General features: G+C 53.4%; 19 protein-coding genes. 13 read left to right on the top strand and 6 right to left on the bottom strand.

The genetic code is table 11. The features are described from left to right. Positions 1 to 295 precede the first annotated feature (295 nt). From ilvA to AC3Y2E_RS26155, 3 genes are all read left to right on the top strand, one after another. Complete coding sequence (ilvA, locus tag AC3Y2E_RS26145) at positions 296 to 1,549, top strand: threonine ammonia-lyase IlvA (protein WP_379215672.1); 1,254 nt, start codon at positions 296 to 298, stop codon at positions 1,547 to 1,549. A gap of 227 nt (positions 1,550 to 1,776) precedes the next feature. Next, a complete protein-coding gene (locus AC3Y2E_RS26150; RefSeq protein ID WP_379215674.1) occupies positions 1,777 to 2,250 on the top strand; it encodes a hypothetical protein in 474 nt (157 codons plus the stop codon). Positions 2,251 to 2,280: 30 nt separating this feature from the next. Further along, positions 2,281 to 2,796, top strand: coding sequence for a hypothetical protein (locus AC3Y2E_RS26155; protein ID WP_379215676.1), 516 nt, complete (start codon positions 2,281 to 2,283; stop codon positions 2,794 to 2,796). An 83-nt stretch (positions 2,797 to 2,879) separates the two neighbouring features. On the opposite strand, the gene AC3Y2E_RS26160 is transcribed toward AC3Y2E_RS26155, so the two are convergent. Together AC3Y2E_RS26160 and AC3Y2E_RS26165 are read right to left on the bottom strand one after the other, a co-directional pair. Beyond that, the gene (locus AC3Y2E_RS26160) at positions 2,880 to 3,824 is read right to left on the bottom strand and encodes an aldo/keto reductase (RefSeq protein ID WP_379215678.1); all 945 of its coding nucleotides are present in this window, start codon (positions 3,822 to 3,824) and stop codon (positions 2,880 to 2,882) included. Between the two features lie 15 nt (positions 3,825 to 3,839). After that, complete coding sequence (locus AC3Y2E_RS26165; RefSeq protein ID WP_379215680.1) at positions 3,840 to 4,850, bottom strand: Gfo/Idh/MocA family protein; 1,011 nt, start codon at positions 4,848 to 4,850, stop codon at positions 3,840 to 3,842. Between the two features lie 365 nt (positions 4,851 to 5,215). Between AC3Y2E_RS26165 and AC3Y2E_RS26170 the strand changes: the two genes are divergently transcribed. Further along, positions 5,216 to 6,919: an ankyrin repeat domain-containing protein gene (locus tag AC3Y2E_RS26170; protein ID WP_379215682.1), complete on the top strand. Its 1,704-nt coding sequence runs from the start codon at positions 5,216 to 5,218 to the stop codon at positions 6,917 to 6,919. A gap of 64 nt (positions 6,920 to 6,983) precedes the next feature. On the opposite strand, the gene AC3Y2E_RS26175 is transcribed toward AC3Y2E_RS26170, so the two are convergent. The 3 genes from AC3Y2E_RS26175 to AC3Y2E_RS26185 all read right to left on the bottom strand — a co-directional run bounded on the left by AC3Y2E_RS26175 (position 6,984) and on the right by AC3Y2E_RS26185 (position 10,146). Next, positions 6,984 to 7,355, bottom strand: coding sequence for a Rieske (2Fe-2S) protein (locus AC3Y2E_RS26175; protein WP_379215684.1), 372 nt, complete (start codon positions 7,353 to 7,355; stop codon positions 6,984 to 6,986). After that, positions 7,352 to 8,485 carry an amidohydrolase family protein gene (locus AC3Y2E_RS26180; RefSeq protein WP_379215686.1) on the bottom strand — a complete coding sequence of 378 codons (1,134 nt, stop codon included), beginning with the start codon at positions 8,483 to 8,485 and terminating at the stop codon, positions 7,352 to 7,354. Before AC3Y2E_RS26180 ends, AC3Y2E_RS26175 begins: the two co-directional genes overlap by 4 nt. Before the next feature lie 326 nt (positions 8,486 to 8,811). Continuing rightward, complete coding sequence (locus AC3Y2E_RS26185) at positions 8,812 to 10,146, bottom strand: ABC transporter substrate-binding protein (RefSeq protein WP_379215688.1); 1,335 nt, start codon at positions 10,144 to 10,146, stop codon at positions 8,812 to 8,814. A 166-nt stretch (positions 10,147 to 10,312) separates the two neighbouring features. Here AC3Y2E_RS26185 and AC3Y2E_RS26190 point away from each other — a divergent pair, with 166 nt between their 5' ends. From AC3Y2E_RS26190 to AC3Y2E_RS26220, 7 genes are all read left to right on the top strand, one after another. Further along, positions 10,313 to 11,107, top strand: coding sequence for a helix-turn-helix domain-containing protein (locus tag AC3Y2E_RS26190; protein ID WP_379215690.1), 795 nt, complete (start codon positions 10,313 to 10,315; stop codon positions 11,105 to 11,107). A 477-nt stretch (positions 11,108 to 11,584) separates the two neighbouring features. After that, the gene (gene hflX / locus AC3Y2E_RS26195) at positions 11,585 to 12,850 is read left to right on the top strand and encodes a GTPase HflX (protein WP_379215692.1); all 1,266 of its coding nucleotides are present in this window, start codon (positions 11,585 to 11,587) and stop codon (positions 12,848 to 12,850) included. 478 nt (positions 12,851 to 13,328) lie between these two features. Then, a complete protein-coding gene (locus AC3Y2E_RS26200; protein WP_379215694.1) occupies positions 13,329 to 14,822 on the top strand; it encodes a HEAT repeat domain-containing protein in 1,494 nt (497 codons plus the stop codon). A 373-nt stretch (positions 14,823 to 15,195) separates the two neighbouring features. Next, positions 15,196 to 16,530, top strand: coding sequence for an ABC transporter substrate-binding protein (locus AC3Y2E_RS26205; protein ID WP_379215696.1), 1,335 nt, complete (start codon positions 15,196 to 15,198; stop codon positions 16,528 to 16,530). Between the two features lie 184 nt (positions 16,531 to 16,714). Next, positions 16,715 to 17,509, top strand: coding sequence for a class I SAM-dependent methyltransferase (locus AC3Y2E_RS26210; RefSeq protein WP_379215698.1), 795 nt, complete (start codon positions 16,715 to 16,717; stop codon positions 17,507 to 17,509). Positions 17,510 to 17,681: 172 nt separating this feature from the next. Beyond that, positions 17,682 to 18,104 (top strand): NUDIX hydrolase, encoded by a 423-nt coding sequence (locus AC3Y2E_RS26215; RefSeq protein ID WP_379215700.1) that lies wholly within the window; start codon positions 17,682 to 17,684, stop codon positions 18,102 to 18,104. 176 nt (positions 18,105 to 18,280) lie between these two features. After that, entirely contained in the window at positions 18,281 to 19,768 is a 1,488-nt protein-coding gene (locus AC3Y2E_RS26220; protein ID WP_379215703.1) for an MDR family MFS transporter, read from the top strand. Positions 19,769 to 19,832: 64 nt separating this feature from the next. Here AC3Y2E_RS26220 and AC3Y2E_RS26225 read toward each other — a convergent pair whose 3' ends face one another. Continuing rightward, positions 19,833 to 20,054 carry a hypothetical protein gene (locus tag AC3Y2E_RS26225; RefSeq protein WP_379215705.1) on the bottom strand — a complete coding sequence of 74 codons (222 nt, stop codon included), beginning with the start codon at positions 20,052 to 20,054 and terminating at the stop codon, positions 19,833 to 19,835. 181 nt (positions 20,055 to 20,235) lie between these two features. Between AC3Y2E_RS26225 and AC3Y2E_RS26230 the strand changes: the two genes are divergently transcribed. Beyond that, the gene (locus AC3Y2E_RS26230; RefSeq protein WP_379215707.1) at positions 20,236 to 20,982 is read left to right on the top strand and encodes an MOSC domain-containing protein; all 747 of its coding nucleotides are present in this window, start codon (positions 20,236 to 20,238) and stop codon (positions 20,980 to 20,982) included. A 207-nt stretch (positions 20,983 to 21,189) separates the two neighbouring features. Further along, positions 21,190 to 21,606, top strand: coding sequence for a VOC family protein (locus AC3Y2E_RS26235; RefSeq protein ID WP_379215709.1), 417 nt, complete (start codon positions 21,190 to 21,192; stop codon positions 21,604 to 21,606). Positions 21,607 to 21,664: the final 58 nt, after the last annotated feature.

Consider the following 21,664-nt stretch of genomic DNA (forward strand, 5'->3'; position numbering starts at 1 on the left):
CGTCAAGAGCCATCAAGCACATCAAGCAAAATCAAGCGCCATCAAGCACCATCAAGCACCATCAAGCACCATCAAGCACCATCAAGTAACCGTCAAAGCCGGCTCTTCCAGCACGTCGGGAAAAATTTGCCGGACCGCGCTTCACCCGTTGGAGATTTCCTGAACCTTCGCCTTCCTGAAGCCATTGTCGTTAAATTGTCGGTGGACATTATGTCCCATGGATGTATAATGTAGAGATATTATGCGTACATGGATGCTGGACCGATAGGCATGTGCTGGATGGAGGAACTTACGGATGGTTGCGGATCGAGTCAGACTGGAAGACATTATCGTGGCGGGGCACGCGCTGAAGGACGTTGTGCACCATACGCCATTGCAAAAAAACTATATTTTATCGGAACGGTACGGCTGCAACGTCTATTTGAAACGGGAAGATCTCCAAGTCGTCCGTTCCTTCAAAATTCGCGGCGCCTATAACCTGATGCGCGGGTTGTCCGTGGACGAGCTTAAGAAAGGCGTCGTCTGCGCGAGCGCCGGCAATCATGCGCAGGGAGTCGCTTATTCCTGCAAGGCGATGCAGGTTTCCGGTAAAATTTTCATGCCGGCGACGACGCCGCGGCAAAAAATATCCCAGGTTAAGCTGTTCGGAGGCCCGTTCGTGGAAGTGCTGCTGACCGGCGACACGTTTGACGACTCGTTGCGGGAGGCGCTTGATTATTGTAGTCGCGAAGGGATGCAGTTTATTCATCCGTTCGATCAGCCCGAGATTATCGCCGGACAAGGTACGGTCGGTCTGGAGATTTTGAACGATATGCGGGAGCCGGTCGATTACATTTTCGCCGGGATCGGCGGAGGCGGCTTGATGGCCGGCATCGCCGCTTATGTCAAAGGTTCGAAGCCTTCCGTGAAGCTGATCGGCGTAGAAGCGACCGGAGCGCCGTCGATGCGCCAATCGATACAAAAAGGCGAGATCGTAACACTTGGCGAAATCGACAAGTTCGTGGACGGTGCCGCGGTGAAACGCGTAGGCGAGCTGACTTACGAAATCTGCAAGGAAGCGCTGGACGATATTCTGGTCGTGCCGGAAGGCAAAGTGTGCACCACCATCCTCGAGCTGTACAACGAGAACGCGATCGTCGCCGAACCCGCCGGAGCGCTGCCGATTGCCGCACTCGACTTTTACAGAGACCAGATTGCCGGCAAAAACGTCGTATGCGTAATCAGCGGAGGCAATAACGATATCGACCGGATGCAGGAGATCAAGGAGCGCTCGCTTATTTACGAAGGGCTGAAGCATTATTTTTTGGTCAATTTCCCGCAGCGGGCGGGGGCGCTCCGCGAGTTTCTGGAGTTCGTCCTCGGGCCGAACGACGATATTACGCGCTTCGAATATGTGAAGAAGACAAGCAAAGACAACGGACCGGCGCTTGTAGGCATCGAGCTGAAGCAGAGGGACGATTACGAACCGCTGATCGACCGGATGCGGACGCGGGGGCTGCAGTTCAGCTATATTAACGAGGATTCCAATCTGTTCAGCCTGTTGATTTAAGGGCCGGACAACCTTTGGAAGCCAGATGAGCTTCGATACCCAAAAGACAGATGATCCAATCACTGTCTTTTTTTGTTTTTTCAAGGAAACAGCAGGAAATATTCGGGAATTGGGCGAATCTATCCGATGTGGAGGCAATATTCTATATTAGCTAATCAGCATAATCGGAAGAAAGGGGGCGCGGCACCGGAACTTGCAGACTTACACGAAACGGGGAGGTTAGTCGGATGCACAAACCTTACTACAATGTCGGTCACAACGTCGGTACGACCATTCGCTGGTTTATTTTCATACCCAGCTTTTTCGGCGCTTATATGCTGATGGCCTTATTTCGATATCCGGTCGATTATTTCGTGCTTGGTTGGTTTACGAAGTATAGTTTGCAGACCAAATTTATTTTGGACCATCTGTATTCGGACTTTATCTGCATCGCGTTCGCCATTTTCGTGAGCTGCATATTCGCGCCCGGAAAAAGGGTCATGATCGCGGCCGTCTACATGGGATTTGTGCTTATCGCCATACCGGGGCAGCTCAAGACCGATCTGCTCTACAACTATTACGGTTATCAGCCCTGGAAGATGCCGTTTCTCATTTCTTGTTATGTAGCCGCAGCCGTCATTCCGTTTCTTTTTATGGTGCTGCAGCAATATTTAGAAAAAAAGGCTTCGATATCGGCGGACATCCCCAAGCAAATCGCGTAATAAAAACCGGATCGGCCGGGAGGTCTCAAAGTGATCATTCTGCTGGTAGTCGGCCTGTTTGTCCTCGTAGCCGGAACCTTCGCCGGTATTCTCGAATCCGACATCCTGATCGTCGTTTGCAGTGTTGCCGGAGGCCTGATCCTCGTCTCCCTATGGAAAATTTGGAACGTGCTGCAGAAGATTCATTATCGGCTGCTCGGCATTGCGTTGACGGACAGTCAACTGAACACGATTGTGAAACATTCCGGGAAATACGCTGTCGAGTCGGACCTGTTCGACGTTTATCCGGATTCCAACACGCCGTACCCGCTGCTTATGCTGGACGGCGAGCTTTATATACGGGCCAGACTGTTTCGCGATTATGTGGAGCAGGAAGAAGATCGGTATCAGTTTTCGCTGCCGGACCGGGAGCCCGTCGAGTTGAAGTTCTCCGATCGTTATGTTCCGGGCGCTGCGCTGTTCGGTCACGGGGATCAAGTATTCGTGTCGGTTTCGAGGCTTGGGCTCACGCCGGTTTTCTATAAGGATCGTATCCGGCTGGAGTAACTGCCGAGAAGATGGCACGATAAAAACCCCCGCAAGGCGATCAGCCTCATGCGGGGGTGGTTGTCGTGCCGATTGACGGACAATCAGATCGCTTTGAGCTCGGCGGACAAGTCGAGCCAGTTCAATTCCTCTTCGCTCAGCTGAATCCGGGTAGCGTCGTGGCACGATTCCAGCTCCGCTTTATTTTTCGGGCCAATCAGAGCACAGGACGGGAACGGCTGGTTCAATACGTACGCAAGTGCAATCTGAATCGTGGAGACGCCGCGCTCCTTGCCGAGCTGTTCGGCCCGGCGATATCGTTCCCAGTTGGCGTCGCTGTAGAAGACGCGGACAAGGTCGGCGTTGTCGCGTACTTCCGGCGTGAACGATCCGGTAAAAAATCCGCGCGCCTGCGACGACCAGGACAGCAGCGGGAACTGCTTCTCGCGGTGCCAAGCGCAGTCGGCGCTGTCCGCGGATACGCAGCCTGCCCAGAACGGTTCGTTAGCCTTCGCCAAGCTTAAGTTCGGACTGCTGAACGTAAAACCGACGAGTCCGTTCGCTTCGGCATAATCGTTCGCTTCCTGAATCCGCTGATGCGTCCAGTTCGATACGCCGATGGCACGTACGCGGCCTGCTTCGATATGCTCGTTCAGCGCCTCGATAATCGGGCCTACCGGTACGTTCGGGTCGTCGCGATGAAGAGCATACAGATCGACATAATCGGTGCGCAGACGCTGCAAGCTGATGGCGAGCTCCTCGTCGATCGCTTGCTTGTTGACGCGGGGACCGCTCGCATTGTGATGGGCTCCTTTCGTCAGCACGATCACTTCGCTGCGGTTGCCGCGGGATTCCATCCATAAGCCGATCGTTTCTTCGCTTTTGCCGCCTGCATAGATATGGGCGGAATCGAGGGAATTACCGCCCAGCGCGACATATTCATCAAGCAGTACACCGACCGTGTCCAGCAGCTCCGGCTTGTAGTAATCCGTTCCCATCATGAGCTGGGAGCAAGGTTTGTCCAGTCCGGGTATCGTAAAATAGTTCATGTCGGCTTCTCTCCTTTATCCGTTCGGGATCGAAATTCTGGAACGCGTGCGCGCCGATTCGAGGCAGGCGTCGAGAACTCGCATATTCAGGACGGCATCGTTCGGTGCAAATCGGGCAGGGGCGCCATCCAGAACGGCAGCGGCCATCTCATCCGACTGCAGACTGTACTGGTTGACGGGGGCCAGCTGTTCTTCGCGCCGGTTGCCTTTGACCGTGACATAAAAGACCGAAGGAGCGTCCGTCGAGCAGACGAAGGCGGAAGGAAGCTCGATGCGGCCTTCCGTGCCGAGCACCTCCAGCGTGTTGCGGCCTGCAGCCCACATCGCGCAATCGAACGTAAGCGCCACGCCTCCGGAAAATTCCAGCAGCCCGGAAGCCATCATATCCACGCCCCCGTGTTCGGGCGAGAAGAACGCATGTACGGTTGCCGCTTCCGGCTCGCGGCCGAGCAGCATACGGGCAGCGCTGATCGGATAGACGCCGATATCGTACAAGGCGCCGCCTCCCATGGCTTGGTCGTTGCGGAAGTTGGTCGTATTGGCCGAGCTGTTAAAGGTAAACGTTCCGTGGATTCCGCGAATCGCGCCGATCTCGCCGGATGCGATAATCTCTTGAATGCGCGCATACCGCGGATGATGGCGGTACATGAACGCTTCGGCCAGCTTCACGCCGTGCTTGTCGCACGCGGCGACCATCTCGGCCGCTTCGGCGGCGTCCATCGAGAACGGTTTCTCGCACAGCACGTGCTTGCCGGCTTCCGCGGCGCGGATCGTCCACTCTTTGTGCATGTTATTGGGCAGCGGTATGTATACCGCGTCGATATCGTCGTCGGCAAGCAGCGCTTCATAGCTGCCGTACGCTTTCGGGATGCCGAGCTTCTCAGCGGTTTGCTTGGCTTTGGCTTCGTCGCGGCTTGCGATCGCAGTGACGATACCCCGCTGCGATTGCTGGATTCCGGGAATGACCGAACGGATGGCGATTCCGGCGCATCCCAGAATGCCCCATCGAAGTTTACTTTGTCCCATTAGTTGTCCAACCCCTTATTAGCAGTATATTGTCATTATAGTTCAATCACATTAGAATAAAAATAATAATATATTGACTCGGATAACACGATATTGTCATATCACGTGTGCGGCGCTTGGCCGCTTGCAGCGCTCGTTGTCCCGCCCTGGAGCGTACTCCCGTCGCCTGGATACTGCATATTTCAGAGTTTATTCCAAATCTGTTTTTTTCTACTTCTGCGGCAAGCGGCAAATATGAATCATTCATGCCCCGCATCGAAATCGGCGTGATATAATTGGGATAACGCAAGATATGACGAGACCGGGTAGACGATCATGAAGAGGGACCCATCACGGTCTACGAAACGGAAATGGGGTGCCGGCCATTGAACAACCTGGCAAACGGAACGGGCGAAGCAGGCGGTTTTAACGATAAGCCGAATCAGGGAACAGACGCGTTGCGGTGGATACAACCCGAAGAACTCCGCACGGATGAAGGTACAGACATTTGGCAAATGATAATGGCTTCGATCACGGGCGATCTGGCAAGCGCCGAGCAGCTGCTTCGCGTTAAGCCGCAGCTCGCCGCGTGCAGCTGGGGGTATTTCACGCCGATTCATTTTGCCGTGCGTTACGGACATGCCGAGCTTGTCCGGCTGCTGCTGAAGCACGGGGCGAATGCGACGGAGCGGTGGCTGGGCTGGCAGGACGACCCGCTTACCAAAGCGAAGGATCGCGGGTATGCCGGCATTGAGGAGTTGCTGTCCGGTCACCTGGAGAGCACGTTCCATATATCGCCTGACGGAGCCCGGGTATGCGGATTGATCCGGTCGGGTAAGAGCGAAGAAGCTGTGCAGCTGATCGACGGGCGCACGGAGCTGATCCATGCCGGCGACGAGCGCGGCAATACGCCTTTGCACTGGGCTGTGCTGACCCGTAATCTGCGGCTGCTGGACGGCTTGATCGAACGAGGGGCTGACCCGGACGCCCGGAGGATGGATGGGGCGACACCGCTTCAACTCGCGATTGAAGGCGACTACTGGTTTAGAAGCCAGCGCGATCTGAATCGTAACGCCATCCGCAACGCGTGGTTTGTCGTCGGTTATCTGGTTGCCCGCGGAGCGGCATACGATCTATGGACGGCCGCGGCCATCGGTGATACCGAGCGGGTCGGTGCTTTTCTGTCCGAAGACGCCGCGCTTGTACATACTGCCGACTCGAGGGGCAGACGGGCTTTAACATATGCCGCCAAATACGGACATTCCGCAGCCGTTCAGCTGCTGCTCGATTATGGAGCCGATCCGAATGCGGAGGAACCGGATGCGCCTTATGGCAGCGCTTTGTGGCATGCCGTGAACGGCAATTATGAAGATATCGTCCAAAGGCTGCTCGAATCCGGAGCGAATCCGAACACCCCGGTCGAGGCAAGCGGCAATCCGCTGTTCATCGCGGCGAAGAGAGGTCACAGCTCGCTCGTTCAGCTGCTGTATGCCCACGGCGCGGCGATGAATTTGGATGCGGCTTGCTGTCTGGGCCGGCTCGATCTGGCCGGCGAGATTTTGCAGGCGAACCCGCCTCTTGTGAACAGCGGCGGCGACTACGGGCCGTTATGCATGGCGACGGGAGAAGGGCATACGGACCTGGTTCGTTTGCTGATCCGCCGGGGTGCGGATCTGAATGCGCCCTGGTACGCCAACAATTATATGGGCTACGCGATGGAGAAAGGACCGGAGCTCGTTCGTTTGCTGCTTGAATCGGGGGCCGATCCGAATCACGCAAACTGGCTCGGTGTCACGTATCTTCATAAAGCGGCAGCGGCAGGCAATCTGGAACTTGCCCGGCAGTTCGTGGATGCCGGCGCCGATTGCAACGCGATGGACGAGGAGTACGGGGCGACGCCTCTTGGCTGGGCGGCCAAATACGGCAAAGCCGAATTGGTCCAATATTTGCTGGACCGGGAAGCGGACCCCCGGCTTCCGGCCGAGCAATCCTGGACACAGCCTCTGTCCTGGGCAAGGCGCAAGGGGCATGCGGATATCGCGGAACTGCTTGAGGTTGCGCTGACAAAGTTGAAGACAGCCGGCCATTGACATGTCCGGTCTCCAGCAATTACGAAGGGTGCCGTATGTGATACCGGCACCCCAATTTAATGGATTAAACATGTACAAATAGCTGATCCTCGTTAACCGTAACGTCATAGTGCTCGACGGTCACATCGTACGTTTTCGTTCTCGTCTTCGGATCGACCACCATGCAGCCCGTCTTGATCTCGAATTCCCAGAAATGCCAGGGACACCGTACAATTTCGCCTTCCAGCTCAAAGCAAAACTCGCCGCGGGCGGTAGAGGTAACGAAGGAAGTCGTGATTCCCAAGCAGAGCGGTGCGCCTTGATGCGGACACAAATTGCGGATGGCATAATAATGTCCGTTCACATTGTACACGCCGATGCTGCGTCCGCCGATCTCCACGATTTTTCTCGACCCCGGTGCGATTTCCGAGGTGCTGCCTACACATACACGGTTCAAGCCCGGACACCTCCCGCCGCTTGTTTTCTCGCCGGCAACCTGTACAGCTCCGCCGCATTTTGATAAAAGATACGTTCCTTCATCTCCTCGTCCATCTTCGGAAAGGCGAGCAGCGGCGAATCAAAATCCCAGTGCGGATAATCGCTTGCAAACATTAAGTTTTCCCGGGCGTAGATCGCCTCCATCATGGGCATAAACATCTCCTTCTGCGGAGGAATCTCGATGGGCTGCGAGGTTACTTTCATATGTTTGCGGTAATATTCGCTTGGCGGCTCTTTCACCCACGGAGTCTGATGACGCAGCGCCTTCCAATCCTGATCCAGCCTCCAGATGAAGGGGGCTATCCACATCATCCCGGCCTCGACCATGATCACCTTCAGATCCGGATATTTGACGAACACGCCTTCGAAAATAAAGCTGGCCATATGCGCCATCATAATTTGCGTGCGTGCGGCTCTGTATTCCGCATAATAGCTTACATAACCGGCGCCGGTAGGCGGGTTGTTAATTCCGATTCCCTCCATGCTCACATGAATCGCGAACGGCAAATTGTTGCGCACGCAAGCTTCGTAGATCGGCTCGTACATCCGGTTGCCGTAAGGCTTAATCGCACCGTTGGAGACGATGACCTGAACCATGTCCGGATGCGAGCCGACCCGGTCAATCTCTTTCGCCGCCAAGACCGGATCTTGCTTTGGAATATGGACCGAGCCTTTCAGCCGGCTGTCCCGGGACAAATAGTGCTCGATCACGTAGTCGTTGGAAGCCGAGCAGAGCGCTGCCGCATAATCGGTGTCCGGTGTCGTGTGGACGCCGTAATCGCTGCCCGTCAATATTCCGTACTCCAGATTGAATTTATCGATATGCTGGGCTCGAATATAGTTCAAATAGCTGTCTTCTTCCTTATTTCGCGGAGGTTGATGCTCCTTCATCGAGCCGTTCGTGCCGCCATTCAGATACATTTGGTTTTGTCCGGGAAGCCGGCGTCCCCAAGTTTCAACCTGTTCGCGGTATATACGGGGCAAATACGGCTTTATTCCGTCCAGTGGAATGGTGGCATGAATATCGCAATCGATGATGGACGGTTTCCCTCCGGGGGATTTGATTTTCGTCGACGCATTCGTTTCCATAAGGTCACTTCCTCAACTATTAAGGTTTGGTAAAGTACTTATTTTCATCTTACAGGGGAAGGAGGGGCAAGAATATACAGGAATTTACCGTTTTATTTTCACTTTTTTGCATATGATCCGAATAGGTGCGGCTAATTTCGGTTCTTGATCCTTCGGGGTCTGTCAGAGGAACTTCGGTCAGTGGACGAAGTATGGAAATGGAGGGCTTGGACAAAATTTTCGCCGGAGTACGCCGCCCGCCTGCCATCTTATCGTTAAAGAAGAAACAGACCTCCCGCCGAACCTGCAGCTGGAAGTCTATTGGATTATGGAGCATATCACGCGGATTACTTGCTTGCTTTTTCCTGCGCGATCCATTGATTCGATTCCTCTTCAATTTGCCGGAAGGCGGTATTTAAGTCGATCGTTCCTTGCGCGAGCTGCTCCAACGGCTTGAGGTATATATTCTGCACACGCAAATCGTACACTGTCATCGGAGGGGAGTTCGTAAATTTGTTTTTGAGAATCGCCGAATAGTTCTTATTCGGGTAAGGCGCTTTGGTGCCGTAGGCTTGGATGACGGCCGGCGTTTGCAGGATCGGAATGATGGCGCGTTCGGACAACGATTTTTGCACTTCTTCCGACAGCATGTAGGAGAGCACTTCCATAGCTTGATCCGGATGCTTGCTAAGTGAGGTTATGGCGAACATCGTAGGCAGCGCCTGCTGTCCGACTCCGGGAACTTCTTTATATAGAGGATAAGAAGCGATGTCCCAATTCATTGCGGATACGTCAAAGTTCAGAAACATATTGGCTAGTCCGAGAAACATGGCCATATTGCCTTTCAAAAATTGATTCGGATCGGACATTTTCTTATTATCGGTAGTTTGATAGGCGGCAACCAAATGCTCGTACAGCGTCTTCCAGCGGGGATCGGTTTGGATCGTCGGCTTGTCCGTTTTGGCATCGACGTACGGAATCGAGAACGGACTTAGGGCAAGGGCGTAGGAAGGATACGTTCCGAGTCCGTAATATTTGATCCCGCCGTCGGTCCGGTTAAACCGCTTGGCCAGATCCAGCAGCTCGTCCCGTGTCATGCCGTCTTTCGGGAACGCCACTCCGAACTTATCGAATACATCTTTGTTGTAATAAAGTACCTCGGTGTTGCTCACCAGCGGGAGAGCGGAGATGCCGCCGCCAGACATCGATTTGGCGATATGGAGGGAGGACGGGTCCAGTTGGGCCAGGTTGACATTATGTTTCTGGATCAGCCCGCTCATATCGGACTGGATCTTGAAACGGTCCAGATTGTTGAAGGTGGCCGTATGAGTATCCCAATACACGTCGATCGCGGTTTTTGATGTGATCAGACTTTCCATCGTAACTTCTTTGCTTGCTTGAATATACTTGATCGTATATTCCGGGAATTTGGCTCTCATCGTTTGGCCGAATCGTTCGTTGAACGCTTCCTCCGACCAGCCCGAGGTGGAGAAAAAAACAAGCTCCACCGGTTCCCGCTTCGCTGACGGTACCGGCTGTTGCGGAGTCTCTTGCCCGGTGGAGCCGCATGCAGCCAGTATCGACATAGTCCCTGCAGCGAGCAGAAACCGGTAAGGGGTTAGCGCTTTCCTAGAAATAGGTTCAATCAGCCTCTTGACGGTATGGACACTCGAAAAAAACAACTTGTAACCCTCCTCAACGTCATTGGATAACCTAATTACGCTTTCATGATACATGCCGCCTGCGCGAAAAAACATGCAAGAATTTGAGATTTAATTTTCATTTTTTTGTGTCCGAAAGTTTGTTATTCTGAAAAAGGACGATCTGGCAAACAGGGGAGAATCGCGCATGATGACATTATGGAACGGGAGCATCGAGGTGGAACACTGCATTTACACGGGACCGCGACCTAACTTCATGTATCCGGAGAGCACGAACCAAACGTACACGCTGCTAGGGATCGAGACCGGATCCTTCGAATACGAGATTAGGGAGGAGACGGGCCGGGCCGCCTTCGGGGATTTGTTGTTATGTCCGCCGGACACACTGTTTAAGCGTAAAGCGCTTGAGGAAATTACGTTTCATGTCATCTATTTTCATTGGGTGATGCCGGAGCCGGAATTGTACGATCAGCTGCCTGTCGGCAAATTTGGAATTCACGACACTGACCGGCTGCTGTCGACTTATTCTTATTTGCGTGGGATGCAAAAGATTTTCAGCACGATGACTACCGCTAGAAACAGGGCGATTCCGCTGCTGCTGGACCTGCTGTTTTTGTGCGAAATGGACAGGGAGCTTGCCCTTAAGGGTAAAGATTCGAGCGACCCGATCATGCAGCTGGCCGCGGGGTATATCCACCGGCATTTGTTCGAAGAGATCAGCCTGAAGCAGATTGCGGGGAAGCTGGGCATCGGGCAATCCCAATTAACCCGGCGTTTTCATGCGGCTTATGGGACGACTCCTGTCGATTATATAACGAAGCTCCGCTTGGACGAAGTAAAGAGACGGCTGCTGGAGACCGATGAGACGCTGGATACGATCGCTTTTCAGTGCGGATTCGAGAACGGTTCGTATTTGAGCCGCGTGTTCAGTGCGAAGATCGGGATCACACCCTCATCCTTCAGAAGGAATTACCGGATCTAGCGGGCGGCGCGCTTTCAGAATGCAGCTTCCGGACCAGGAATAAAGCCTGCCGCATCAGGAGAATATGGTTATATAGAAATACCCGGTTGCATGAACGGAGCGTTAAGGTTAGAATTAGGGGTATGTTCAGGAACGGAGGGTTTAGTGTGGTAGATTTTATCCGAGTAAGAATTTGGCGCGGCTAATGGAAGCTGCCAAAGGTCTGCCTGCGGGCGGAGGACTCGGGATAGGTCTGTCCACATAAGCTCATACGACAAGAAGGGGAAGTGTGCTGCAAGACGGGAGGAGTGTGTCCCGAGGCGGCAGAAGCTCCGTTTTCTTTCTTTCCGTGTGACGATAGACCCCGCTATTCGGAATCTAGGCGTTTCGCCTTGCGAATATATCCTTACGTCCTCTATACCGGTAACACAGGCAACGGCCGCGTCGTCTGTGTTTTTTTGTATTTTCAAAAACCGAGAGTGAAAGGGAGATGAATATATGGAACAAAAAGCGATAATAGTTGGAGTTAATTTAAATGACCAGTCCGATTTTACGGATTCGATGGAAGAGCTTAAAAATTTGGCGGCGGCCTGCGATGTTGAAGTAGTCGGGGAATTGACGCAAAATGCAAGCAAGATCCATATCTCGCATTACATCGGAACAGGCAAAGTCAAGGAAGTGAAGGAGCTGCTGGAACAGCGCGACGCCTCGATCGCGATATTCAACGACGAGTTGTCTCCTTCGCAAATCCGCAATCTGGAGAAAGATCTGGACTGCAAGGTGATCGACCGCACCATCCTGATTCTCGATATATTCGCCGAGCGGGCCCAGACGAGAGAAGCTCAGCTGCAAGTCGATGTGGCCCAGCTGCAATATATGCTGCCGCGTCTGATCGGACTGCGGGAATCGCTCGGGCGGCAAGGCGGTGGTGTCGGGATGAAGAACAGAGGGGCCGGCGAAACGAAGCTGGAGCTGGACCGCCGCAGAATCGAAGCCAAAATATCCGCCCTGCAAAAAGAGCTGGAAGGGTTGGTCGCCCAGCGACAAGTACAGCGGAAGCAGCGGCAAAAAAACCGGATTCCCGTAGTCAGTCTCGTCGGATACACGAACGCCGGCAAGTCGAGCCTGATGAATGCGATCCTCGAGACCTACAATCCGGAAAGCGGCAAGCAGGTTTTGGCCAAAGACATGCTGTTCGCCACGCTCGAAACGTCGGTGCGTAATATTACTTTGCCTGACAACAAAGCGTTTCTGCTCACCGATACGGTAGGTTTCGTAAGGAAACTGCCGCATCATCTGATCAAAGCGTTCCGCTCGACGCTGGAGGAAGTATCCGAAGCCGATCTGCTGATTCATGTTGTCGATTATTCCAACCCGGAGCACGAGAAGCTGGTCGAGGTTACGCGGGAGACGGTGGAGGAGCTGGGAGCCGGCCATATTCCCGTTATATATGCTTACAACAAGGCTGAATTGACGGGCGGGGAGTGGCCAGCCAACGAGCCGGATCGGGTGTACATGTCCGCGAAGCATAAGACCGGGCTGGATGAACTGATGCAGCGCATCCGCAGCAGCATCTTCGGCGACTACGTCCGGTGCGACATGCTGATTCCGTTCGATCAAGGCCGCCTCATCGCGTACTTTAACGATAATGCGAATGTGACGGCTACAAGCTACGAGGAGAACGGGACGAAGCTGACGATGGAGTGCAGACGTGCGGATTACGAGAAGTATCAAGCCTATATTGTGGAAGAGGAGGGCAGCTGATTTCAGGCTGAATGCAACCTCTTGTGGAAACCCGGGACGTTATGTTCCGGGTTATTCAGCTTACCGAGATGCCGGGACGTTATGTCCCGGTTTTTTTTCAACTTACCGAAATCCGGGACATGATGTTCCGTTTTTGGCAACCTTGCGTGCCTAGCCAAGCCAAGCCAGCTATAACGAACCGGTGGAAGTGGCCGTGTGGGTGCCAAAGACGCTTATTACGTATAGAGCTCGCACACTCAGAGAGTTTGGCGAAAGCATGGACAAGCAATTGAAGTTCCGATTGACGGCCGTCACCTATTTAGTATATTATATATAATATAGATTATGTACATGGAGGTTGTGGAGAAACCGGAGGCATAAGATGGAAGCGCATGCACGATTGCCGTGCAGGAACAAGCACACAGGGGATCACACCGCGAGTGGTCGTTACTAACGTATTTAGAAGCACCTATCGATGAGTACAGGGGAGGATTTCGCCTTGATCGATGCTAAATATTTGTTGAACGATGAGCAGGTGGCTCAGTTTATCACCCATGGATTTGTGCAGCTTCAGACTGATTTCACCGAACAGTTTCACCAGGCCGTGCTGAAGAAAATGAGCGAAGTGTACGAGAACGAAGGCAATCCTGGCAACAATCTCGTTCCCCGCATCCCGGAAATTCAGAAGTTTTTCGATCATCCTACCGTTAAAGGGGCATTAACCAGCATACTCGGGCCTAGCTATACGATGCACGCTCACCGGCACGGGCATTTCAACCGGCCGGGAACGAGCGACGGGGGATGGCACAAGGACAACTATTGGGGGAACGAGAAGACCCGCAATCATCTTCCATGGTCTGCGATGATTTTTTATTATCCGCAGGACGTTACGGACGATATGGGGCCAACCGGCATCATACCAGGCTCGCAAAACCGATATAAAATGAACTTCTCCTCGGAAATCAACTTGCCGGTCGTCGGCAAGGCGGGGTCGTTCGTACTGATCAACTACGATATATGGCACCGGGCTACAGCCAACACGTCGGCGAACGACCGGTATATGCTGAAATTTTTATTTTTCCGCCTGGAGGCGCCGAAGCGGGCTGAGTGGAACAACCTCAGGGAAGAGTGGAAGATGCCTGAGGGAATGATGCCCGTGCCGGACAACACCTTATTGTGGAACCATGTGTGGAAATGGATGTCCGGGTCCCCGGCTTGGACGGACCGGCCGGCCGATCCTGCCGAGCGTACGGGGGCAGCGCGCCATAGCGATATCGCCGGGCTGGAAAGCCGGTTATACGGCGAAGACGAGAATGAAGCTTTGAATGCGGCTTACGGCTTGGCGGCGATCGGAGCGGAAGCGGTCCCGACGCTTATACGCGGATTGAAGCATACTGATCCCGATGTGGTCAACCCGCTGGCATTCTCGATTCCCCGACTTTGCGCACACGGCCTGGCGGCTATGGGACCCGAGGCGATTCCCGCACTAACTGAAGCGCTGGGCGATTCGTACGGGAACCGGGACGTGATCGGGCAGATCGCTTTTGCACTCGGCGAGATCGGTCCTCCCGCTTCCGGCGCCGTACCCGCATTAATCGGCTTGCTGCAGGAGGAATCGGATTTTATCCGCCAACATGTCGTGGAAGCGCTCGGCATGATCCAGGAGCCGGCGGAACAAGTCGTTCCCGCTCTTGGCGGCGCCCTGCAGGACTCGTCGATGTACGTCCGCTTCTCGGCCGGCCTGGCGCTCGCGCGGATCGGTCCTGCGGCCGGCTCCGCAGTCGGCGCGCTGAAGCTGGCGCTTCACGACGGGGATGAAGGTCCCGCTCCGATGCTGGCGGCATCCAAAGCCGACAAAGGGGCGCGTTACGTTTCGGCTATCGCCGCGACTGCGCTTCAGCGCATACGAACAGACGAAGCGTTGGACATTTTGTTATCCTATTTGCAAACCGCCAGATGGTGTCCGTCCACAACTAAAGTTTCGACGTTTTAATATACAGGAACGGAAGCGGGTCCATCGTATAAGAAAACAGGTGCGGCTCGACCCCCGGCAAGTACGACGGCTATTGGACAAATTGGCCTTGCCGGGGGCCGGCTCCCTGCGAACAGAACGGCGGATGCTTTATGCCTCCCTGTAGGCAATCGTTCGCCCTTTCCTCCCATTCTCCAGCCCTACGGCTTCCTAGCTGCAGATGAAACCTATACCTACGGATTTCGATCGAGCATACCCGCAGATGCGATACCTCTTCTGACTAACAACAGCCATGTGCCGAGTTTCATTCAACCTTGTATGCGTTTACAAGTATGGATAGATAGGACGGATAACGTTGCAAGTCCGGATAAAAATTAAAAATGGGGTGTTCCATATGCGGAAATCTAGAGTGATTTCATCCATCGGACTTTTATCCCTCACGTTAATTGTAAGCGCTTGCGGAAAGGCGGCCGGGCCAGCAGAGCCGGCTCCCGGTCAAACGCCCGACACTTCGCCGCCTCCGGCAACGGTTAATAACCAGCCGGTTACCGTGAAAATCGCCGTCCACGCGGGGATCGTCAACGACAACGATTTGAAACGGTATTTTATCGAACCGGTAAAAGCGAAATATCCGCATATCACGATCGAGAGAATCAATGTGGCCGACAAAGGGCTGAGCTTGCCCGAGCTGGTCTCGACGAATGCCGTTCCCGACATGGTGATCAATTATCCGTACAACTTGACCGATCTGTCGCAGCTCGGCATCAGCTATAATATGGATGAATTGATCAAAACCCATAAGCTGGACTTGAACCGGATCAGCCCGGAATATTTGGAATCGATCAAAATCGTGAACGGTTCGAATTATTATACAGGGTTGCCGATGAACAACAATACGTTCGCGTTGTTTTTTAATAAAGATCTGTTCGACCGGTTTGGCGTATCGTATCCGAAGGACGGCATGACCTGGGATGAAGTACGCGATATCGCGGTCAAGTTGACCCGCAGCGAAAACGGAGTCCAGTATTACGGCCTGTTCCCGGATAACGTGTACCGGGGGGCTTATCAGGCAAGCGTGCCGTTCGTCGATCTGCAAAACAATAAATCGGTGTTCCAGACCGATGCATGGAAAAAATTGTTCGAGCTGTGGTACAGTCTCTACAAATATCCCGGAGCCGAGATCATGCCGAAAGAAATGAATACCGTCAACGGCTTCAAGACCGGACAAATCGCGATGTTCTCCGGGTATTCGGGCCAATTGCCGGATCTGCTGTCGATGAAGGATCTGAATTGGGATGTGGTCACCTATCCGACCAATAAGGTCGCGCCTGGAGTCGGCCAGCGGGTGGATTCTCCGATGATGTCGATTACGAGCACAAGCAAGGTCAAAGATGCGACGATGCAAATCATATCCGTCATTTTGTCGGATGAAGTGCAAACCGAGATGACGCGCAACCTGCAGTCGTCCGTCTTGAAAGATCCGAAAATTAACGCCCAGTTCGGCAAAGCGACGCCGGAGCTTGCTTCCAAAAACGTCGTAGCGTTCACGAAGCTGAAAGTAGCGGTGCTGAAGCCGTTCGGGTTCGTACCGGTCGGCAGCGCGGCCGGGATCCCGATCACCGCGTTCACAGAGCTGCTCTATGCAGGGAAAGACGTGAATACGGTTCTTCGCGAAGCGGACGAGAAAATGGAAAAGGTGATCGCGGAAGAATTGCAGAAGAAAAAATAGAGCGTGTCTTTCAGGAGCGAATCCATCATCCTTCTCCGGGGCGGGTGGGAACATATCAGGAATGCGAAGAAGGCTGCCGCGTGCGGCCTTTTTTGTTTTAATCGATTGATCCTTCGGCGGAGGAAGGAAATCATGGAAGTAGTCCAGAATAACTACCCGGATGAGGAAGGGGGCTTACCGAACGATGAGCGAATGGAAATCGTTGACGGGTGATTCGCAGGCAAGGTGGGATGAGGTGGCGCCATTTTGGGACGATTATATGGGGGCAGCCAGCAACCGGTTCCACCGGGAGATCGTCAGACCGAAAACGGAGGAGCTCCTGGATGTCAAAGAAGGACATGTCGTTCTCGATCTGGCCTGCGGCAACGGGAATTTCTCCAGACGGCTGGCGGAGCTGGGCGCCAAAGTAGTCGCTTTCGACTACAGTCCGGTCATGATTAAGAGGGCGCTGGCGAGGTCCTCGGACTATGCCGGACGTATCGATTACCGGGTGGCGGATGCGACGAGCGCTGAGTCGTTAATGGAGCTCGGGACGCAGCAATATGACAGCGCAGTGGCGAATATGGCGCTGCATGACATCGCGGATATATCGGCTATTCCGAAAGCGCTGCATGCCATGTTGAAGCCCGGCGGCGTATTCGTCTTTTCGATCCCGCACCCTTGCTTCCAGCCTCCCGGCATGAGGAAAATTCATGAGACGGAAGAAATAAACGGCGTTATTACAACGAGAAACAGCATCCAAATCAGCAAATATTTGACTCCGGAGCCGTGCGAAAGCATCGGGATTCGCGGTCAGCCGGTGCCGCATTATTTGTTCCATCGCCCGCTGTCGGCGTATATGAACCTGTTTATGCGCTCGGGTTTTGTGCTGGATGGCTTCGGGGAACCGAGCTTTGAGCCGGATGACAAGGCGGGCAAGAGGTTCGACTGGTATGAGATCCCGCCGGCGGCGATATTCCGGTTCCGCAAGCAGGGATGAGGTTTCGCCAGCTGTTGTGCGGCCGGCATCCGAAGGGCTCGCGGCCGGGTAATCATCAAAGAAGCAGACGAGGCTTGAAGCTTGCGCGAAAGCGTACCCGGTTCGATGCCGGAGCAGGTACGCCTTTGTATGTTGAGCTGGCTGATCACTTTTGCAGAAAGGTGGGTTTATAATGAACCGATATACACATTTGGGCGTTTACGGGATTTTAAAAAACGATAATAAAGTGCTGCTCATCAAGAAATCCAGAGGGCCGCACAAGGGAAAATGGGATTTGCCGGGCGGTTCGATTGAGTTTGGTGAAGAGCCTTACGCTGCATTACAACGGGAATTTCTGGAGGAAACCGGGATCGGACATATCGTGGGGCGCATCCGTTCGGCCGTATCGTATACGATTATTTACCCTTATCGAGATGAAGAATTGGAGCATATGCACCATATCGGAATCTTGTACGATGTAAGTACGAATGCCGATCCTGGTACGATTAAGATTGGCGGAGATGGTCAAGATTCGTTAGGGGCTCGTTGGTTCGAACCGGACGAGATTAAGAAGATCGAAACAACCCCGTTTGTAAAAGAAATCGGTCCGCTGTAAGTTGTATCCAGGTCTGTTTCCATCCTCCCAAAAAGACAGCAATCCGTAAGAAAGCCTCGCGCAATCACCATGCTACAATAGGAAAGCAATAGGAGCATAAGTTCGCTTACGGCTTATGGTTTACGGCTTATTGCTTATGGTTTTAGATGGAGACAAGACCGGAGAGGAGCCAGACGGTGGAGAGTCAAGGCGCTAAAAAAGATAAAGAAGGAACCTTTGGCAGCAGAAGTAATTTTATTGTAGTTTTGGTTATGATTCTGGGCGTGTTTGTCGCCATTTTGAACGAGACGCTGCTTAATGTGGCCTTGTCCAAAATTATGGCTGATATCGGCGTTTTGCCCAGTAAGGCCCAATGGCTGACGACCGGATATTTGCTGGTGATCGGTGTGCTGATCCCGGTGACGGCGTATTTGATTCAGAGGTTTACGACAAGGAGTTTGTTTCTGACCGCTATGGGGCTGTTTACGGCGGGGACGTTCGTCGCTGCGGTCGCTCCCGGATTTGAAGCGCTTTTGGCCGGGAGAATCTTGCAGGCGGCGGGGACGGGGCTGTTGTTCCCTTTGCTGACCAATGTCGTATTCGCTACAGTCCCTATCGAGAAAAGAGGCTCGGCCATGGGGATGATCGGTATCGTGATTACGTTCGCTCCTGCAATTGGGCCGACTTTGTCCGGCATCATCGTCGAGCATTTCAGCTGGCGGTTGCTCTTTTACAGTGTGCTTCCTGTCGCTCTGTTCGTCATCGCCTTCGCTTACGTGAAGCTGCGCAACGTCACGGAGACGACGAATCCGAAAATCGACTTGCTGTCTCTGCTGCTGTCGACCTTAGGGTTCGGGGGGCTGGTGTACGGGTTCAGCAGCGCAGGAGAAGGGCACGGAGGGTGGACCAGCAGCGCGGTTTATGTGCCGATTGGAACCGGAGTCGTGTCGCTGGCGTTGTTTACATGGAGACAACTAACGCTGGAGCAGCCGCTGCTCGACCTTAGAACGTTTAAATACAACGTGTTCCGGATGTCGACGCTGATTATGATTATCGTCATGATGGCGATGTTCTCGGCGATGATGCTTCTGCCGATCTATTTGCAGAACGCTTTGAGCTACAGTCCGCTTGAAGCCGGGCTGATCATGCTGCCGGGCGGAGTCGTGATGGGGATCATGTCGCCGGTTACGGGAAGGCTGTTCGACAAGTTTGGCGCCAAGTGGCTGGCTGTAGTCGGGCTGGGGCTGATCGCCGCTTCGTTATGGCAGTTCGCGTTTCTGTCGGTGTCCACACCGTATTTCACGATCATGATCTTTAATACGTTGCTGATGCTCGGAATCTCGATGCTGATGATGCCGGTTATGACTAATGCCTTGAACGAACTTCCTTCCAGGCTGTATCCTCACGGAACGGCCATTATCAGCACGCTCCAGCAAGTGGCCGGAGCCGTAGGGACCGCGCTGCTCGTCACGATTATGACGAACGGGTCCAAGCGTTATTTGGAACTGCTGGGCGTCTCTGCGGATGATAAGGAGATGCAAATTCTCGCCATGATGGCGGGAATGAAAAGCGCCTTTCTGCTCGCCTTCGCTCTGGTCGCGGTCGCATGGGCGGTATCGTTTATGCTCAAACGGTCAGTTCCGCCGGAAGGGGAGCTGGAAGGCAGCCGGGCAACGGCTCACTAGTCGCCGAAGCAGCGGACTGTTGGCGGTTGAGAGGCGCTCTGAATATCGAAAGCTCTGTTTCTATCTATTTATTAGGTTTGCCCGGCTTTGGGACCATTTTCGGCTTGGACACTAACGTCATTTTCTTATTGTCGATATAGTCGATTTCATAGTCGCCGAGCTGGCGGATCAGGGACAAGACGGCGGGCGGAAAATTGGCTGCCTGAACATCCAACGCATCTTCCAGCTCGTTGTACCAACCCAGCATATTTTTATGAATCGTGACGAATTTCGCTTTATTTTTCATAGTGTACCCCTCTGTTCTAGTTTTTCTATATCCTATGCGCCGCCACAGTAATAGGGATGGACTAATAGAGGTAGAAACCGAAAAAGATTCGAAACCGAAACCCCGTTTGTTAATCTTGGCTGAATCGTTGATAATAACTTTAAAAGCGGTTATTACACCATATAGAAATGAGCGATCAACGGTGCAAAAACGATGGGTTGGCGAGGTCACGCATATTACGAGATATCCGGTCAAATCGATGGCAGGAGAGCCTTTAACCCGGACCGCTGTAGCGGCTTACGGCTTGTACGGGGACAGGAGCCATGCTCTCGTCGATCCCGCGAAGCAGGGCTGGGAGCGTTATATCACCGCCAGACAAATTCCCCGGCTGCTTGGCTACAGGCCGACTTTTCTCGAACAAAGCACGGAGGGTGAATTTCCGAAGCTGAGTATCGCGTCTCCGGATGGACGGACATTCGGATGGGACGAGCAGTTGTTGAGTGAGATCGATAGCCTGTCGAACCGGACGATGACGATGTCGATGATCCGGCACCAGCCGGACAGTGTCGATCTGCTGGCCGTGGATACGGGGGCGGTTCTTCTGATTACCGACCGGTCTTTGCGGAAGCTGGAGCGTCTGACGGGCCGGGAGATCGATCCGCGCCGGTTTCGCGCCAACTTCATCGTCTCCTTGCAGGAGGATAAGGCAGAGGACGAGACCGGTTGGATCGGAAAGGAACTTTCCATAGGAGGCTGCCGGCTCCAGATCGAAGAGCCGTGCGAGCGATGCTCTGTCATTACGTTAGATCCGGATACCTATGAGCGGGATGTGAACATTCTGAAGCAAGTCAACGAACAGATGAATCTGATCTTCGGCGTATATGCTTCGGTAACGGCGGTCGGCGATGTAGGTGTGGGGGACCGGGTGTATGTGGAGCAGCAGGGATAGATTTAATCCGAAGGCCGATTAAAAAGATTGGAAATGCATGATCATTTATTCCTTGACAGGAATATTCCTTAAAATGTATATTTAAAACGTAATCTGCAGCGGAAAAGAAAAGCTGCTACGACTTGAGGAACCGAAAACGGCTGGCCAAGCGGCTCAACCTGATAGCCCAACAAAGCCGGCACGACAAATTATCGATGAGGTGATCGCATGGCAGTCAGAGCGGATCAAATTTTTGTTAATTTACCGGTTAAAGATTTGAACCAAACGATCGAGTTTTTTACAAAAGTAGGATTTGAGTTTAATCCGGAATATACGGACGAGAATGCGGCATGTATGATCGTCAGCGACCATATTTTCGTGATGCTGCTGGTCGAAGAGTTTTTCAAAAATTTCACTAAAAAAGAGATTGCGGATTCAACGAAAACGACGGAAGTCATCGTGGCGCTGTCTGCAGACAGCAAAGAGCAAGTGAATGAGATCGTAAACCGTGCGCTCGCAGCCGGCGGTACAGTATCCAACGAACCTATGGATCAAGGCTTCATGTACGGATGGAGCTTCCAGGATATTAACGGCCATCTGTGGGAACTGATGTATATGGATATGAGCGGAGGCGGCCAAGCTTAAATCCGCGGCAGAACAAGCTTGTTGGGTATGGAAACGAAGACGGGCCTCCTCAAGCGGG

The sequence above is a fragment of the Paenibacillus sp. MAH-35 genome, from assembly GCF_058135425.1.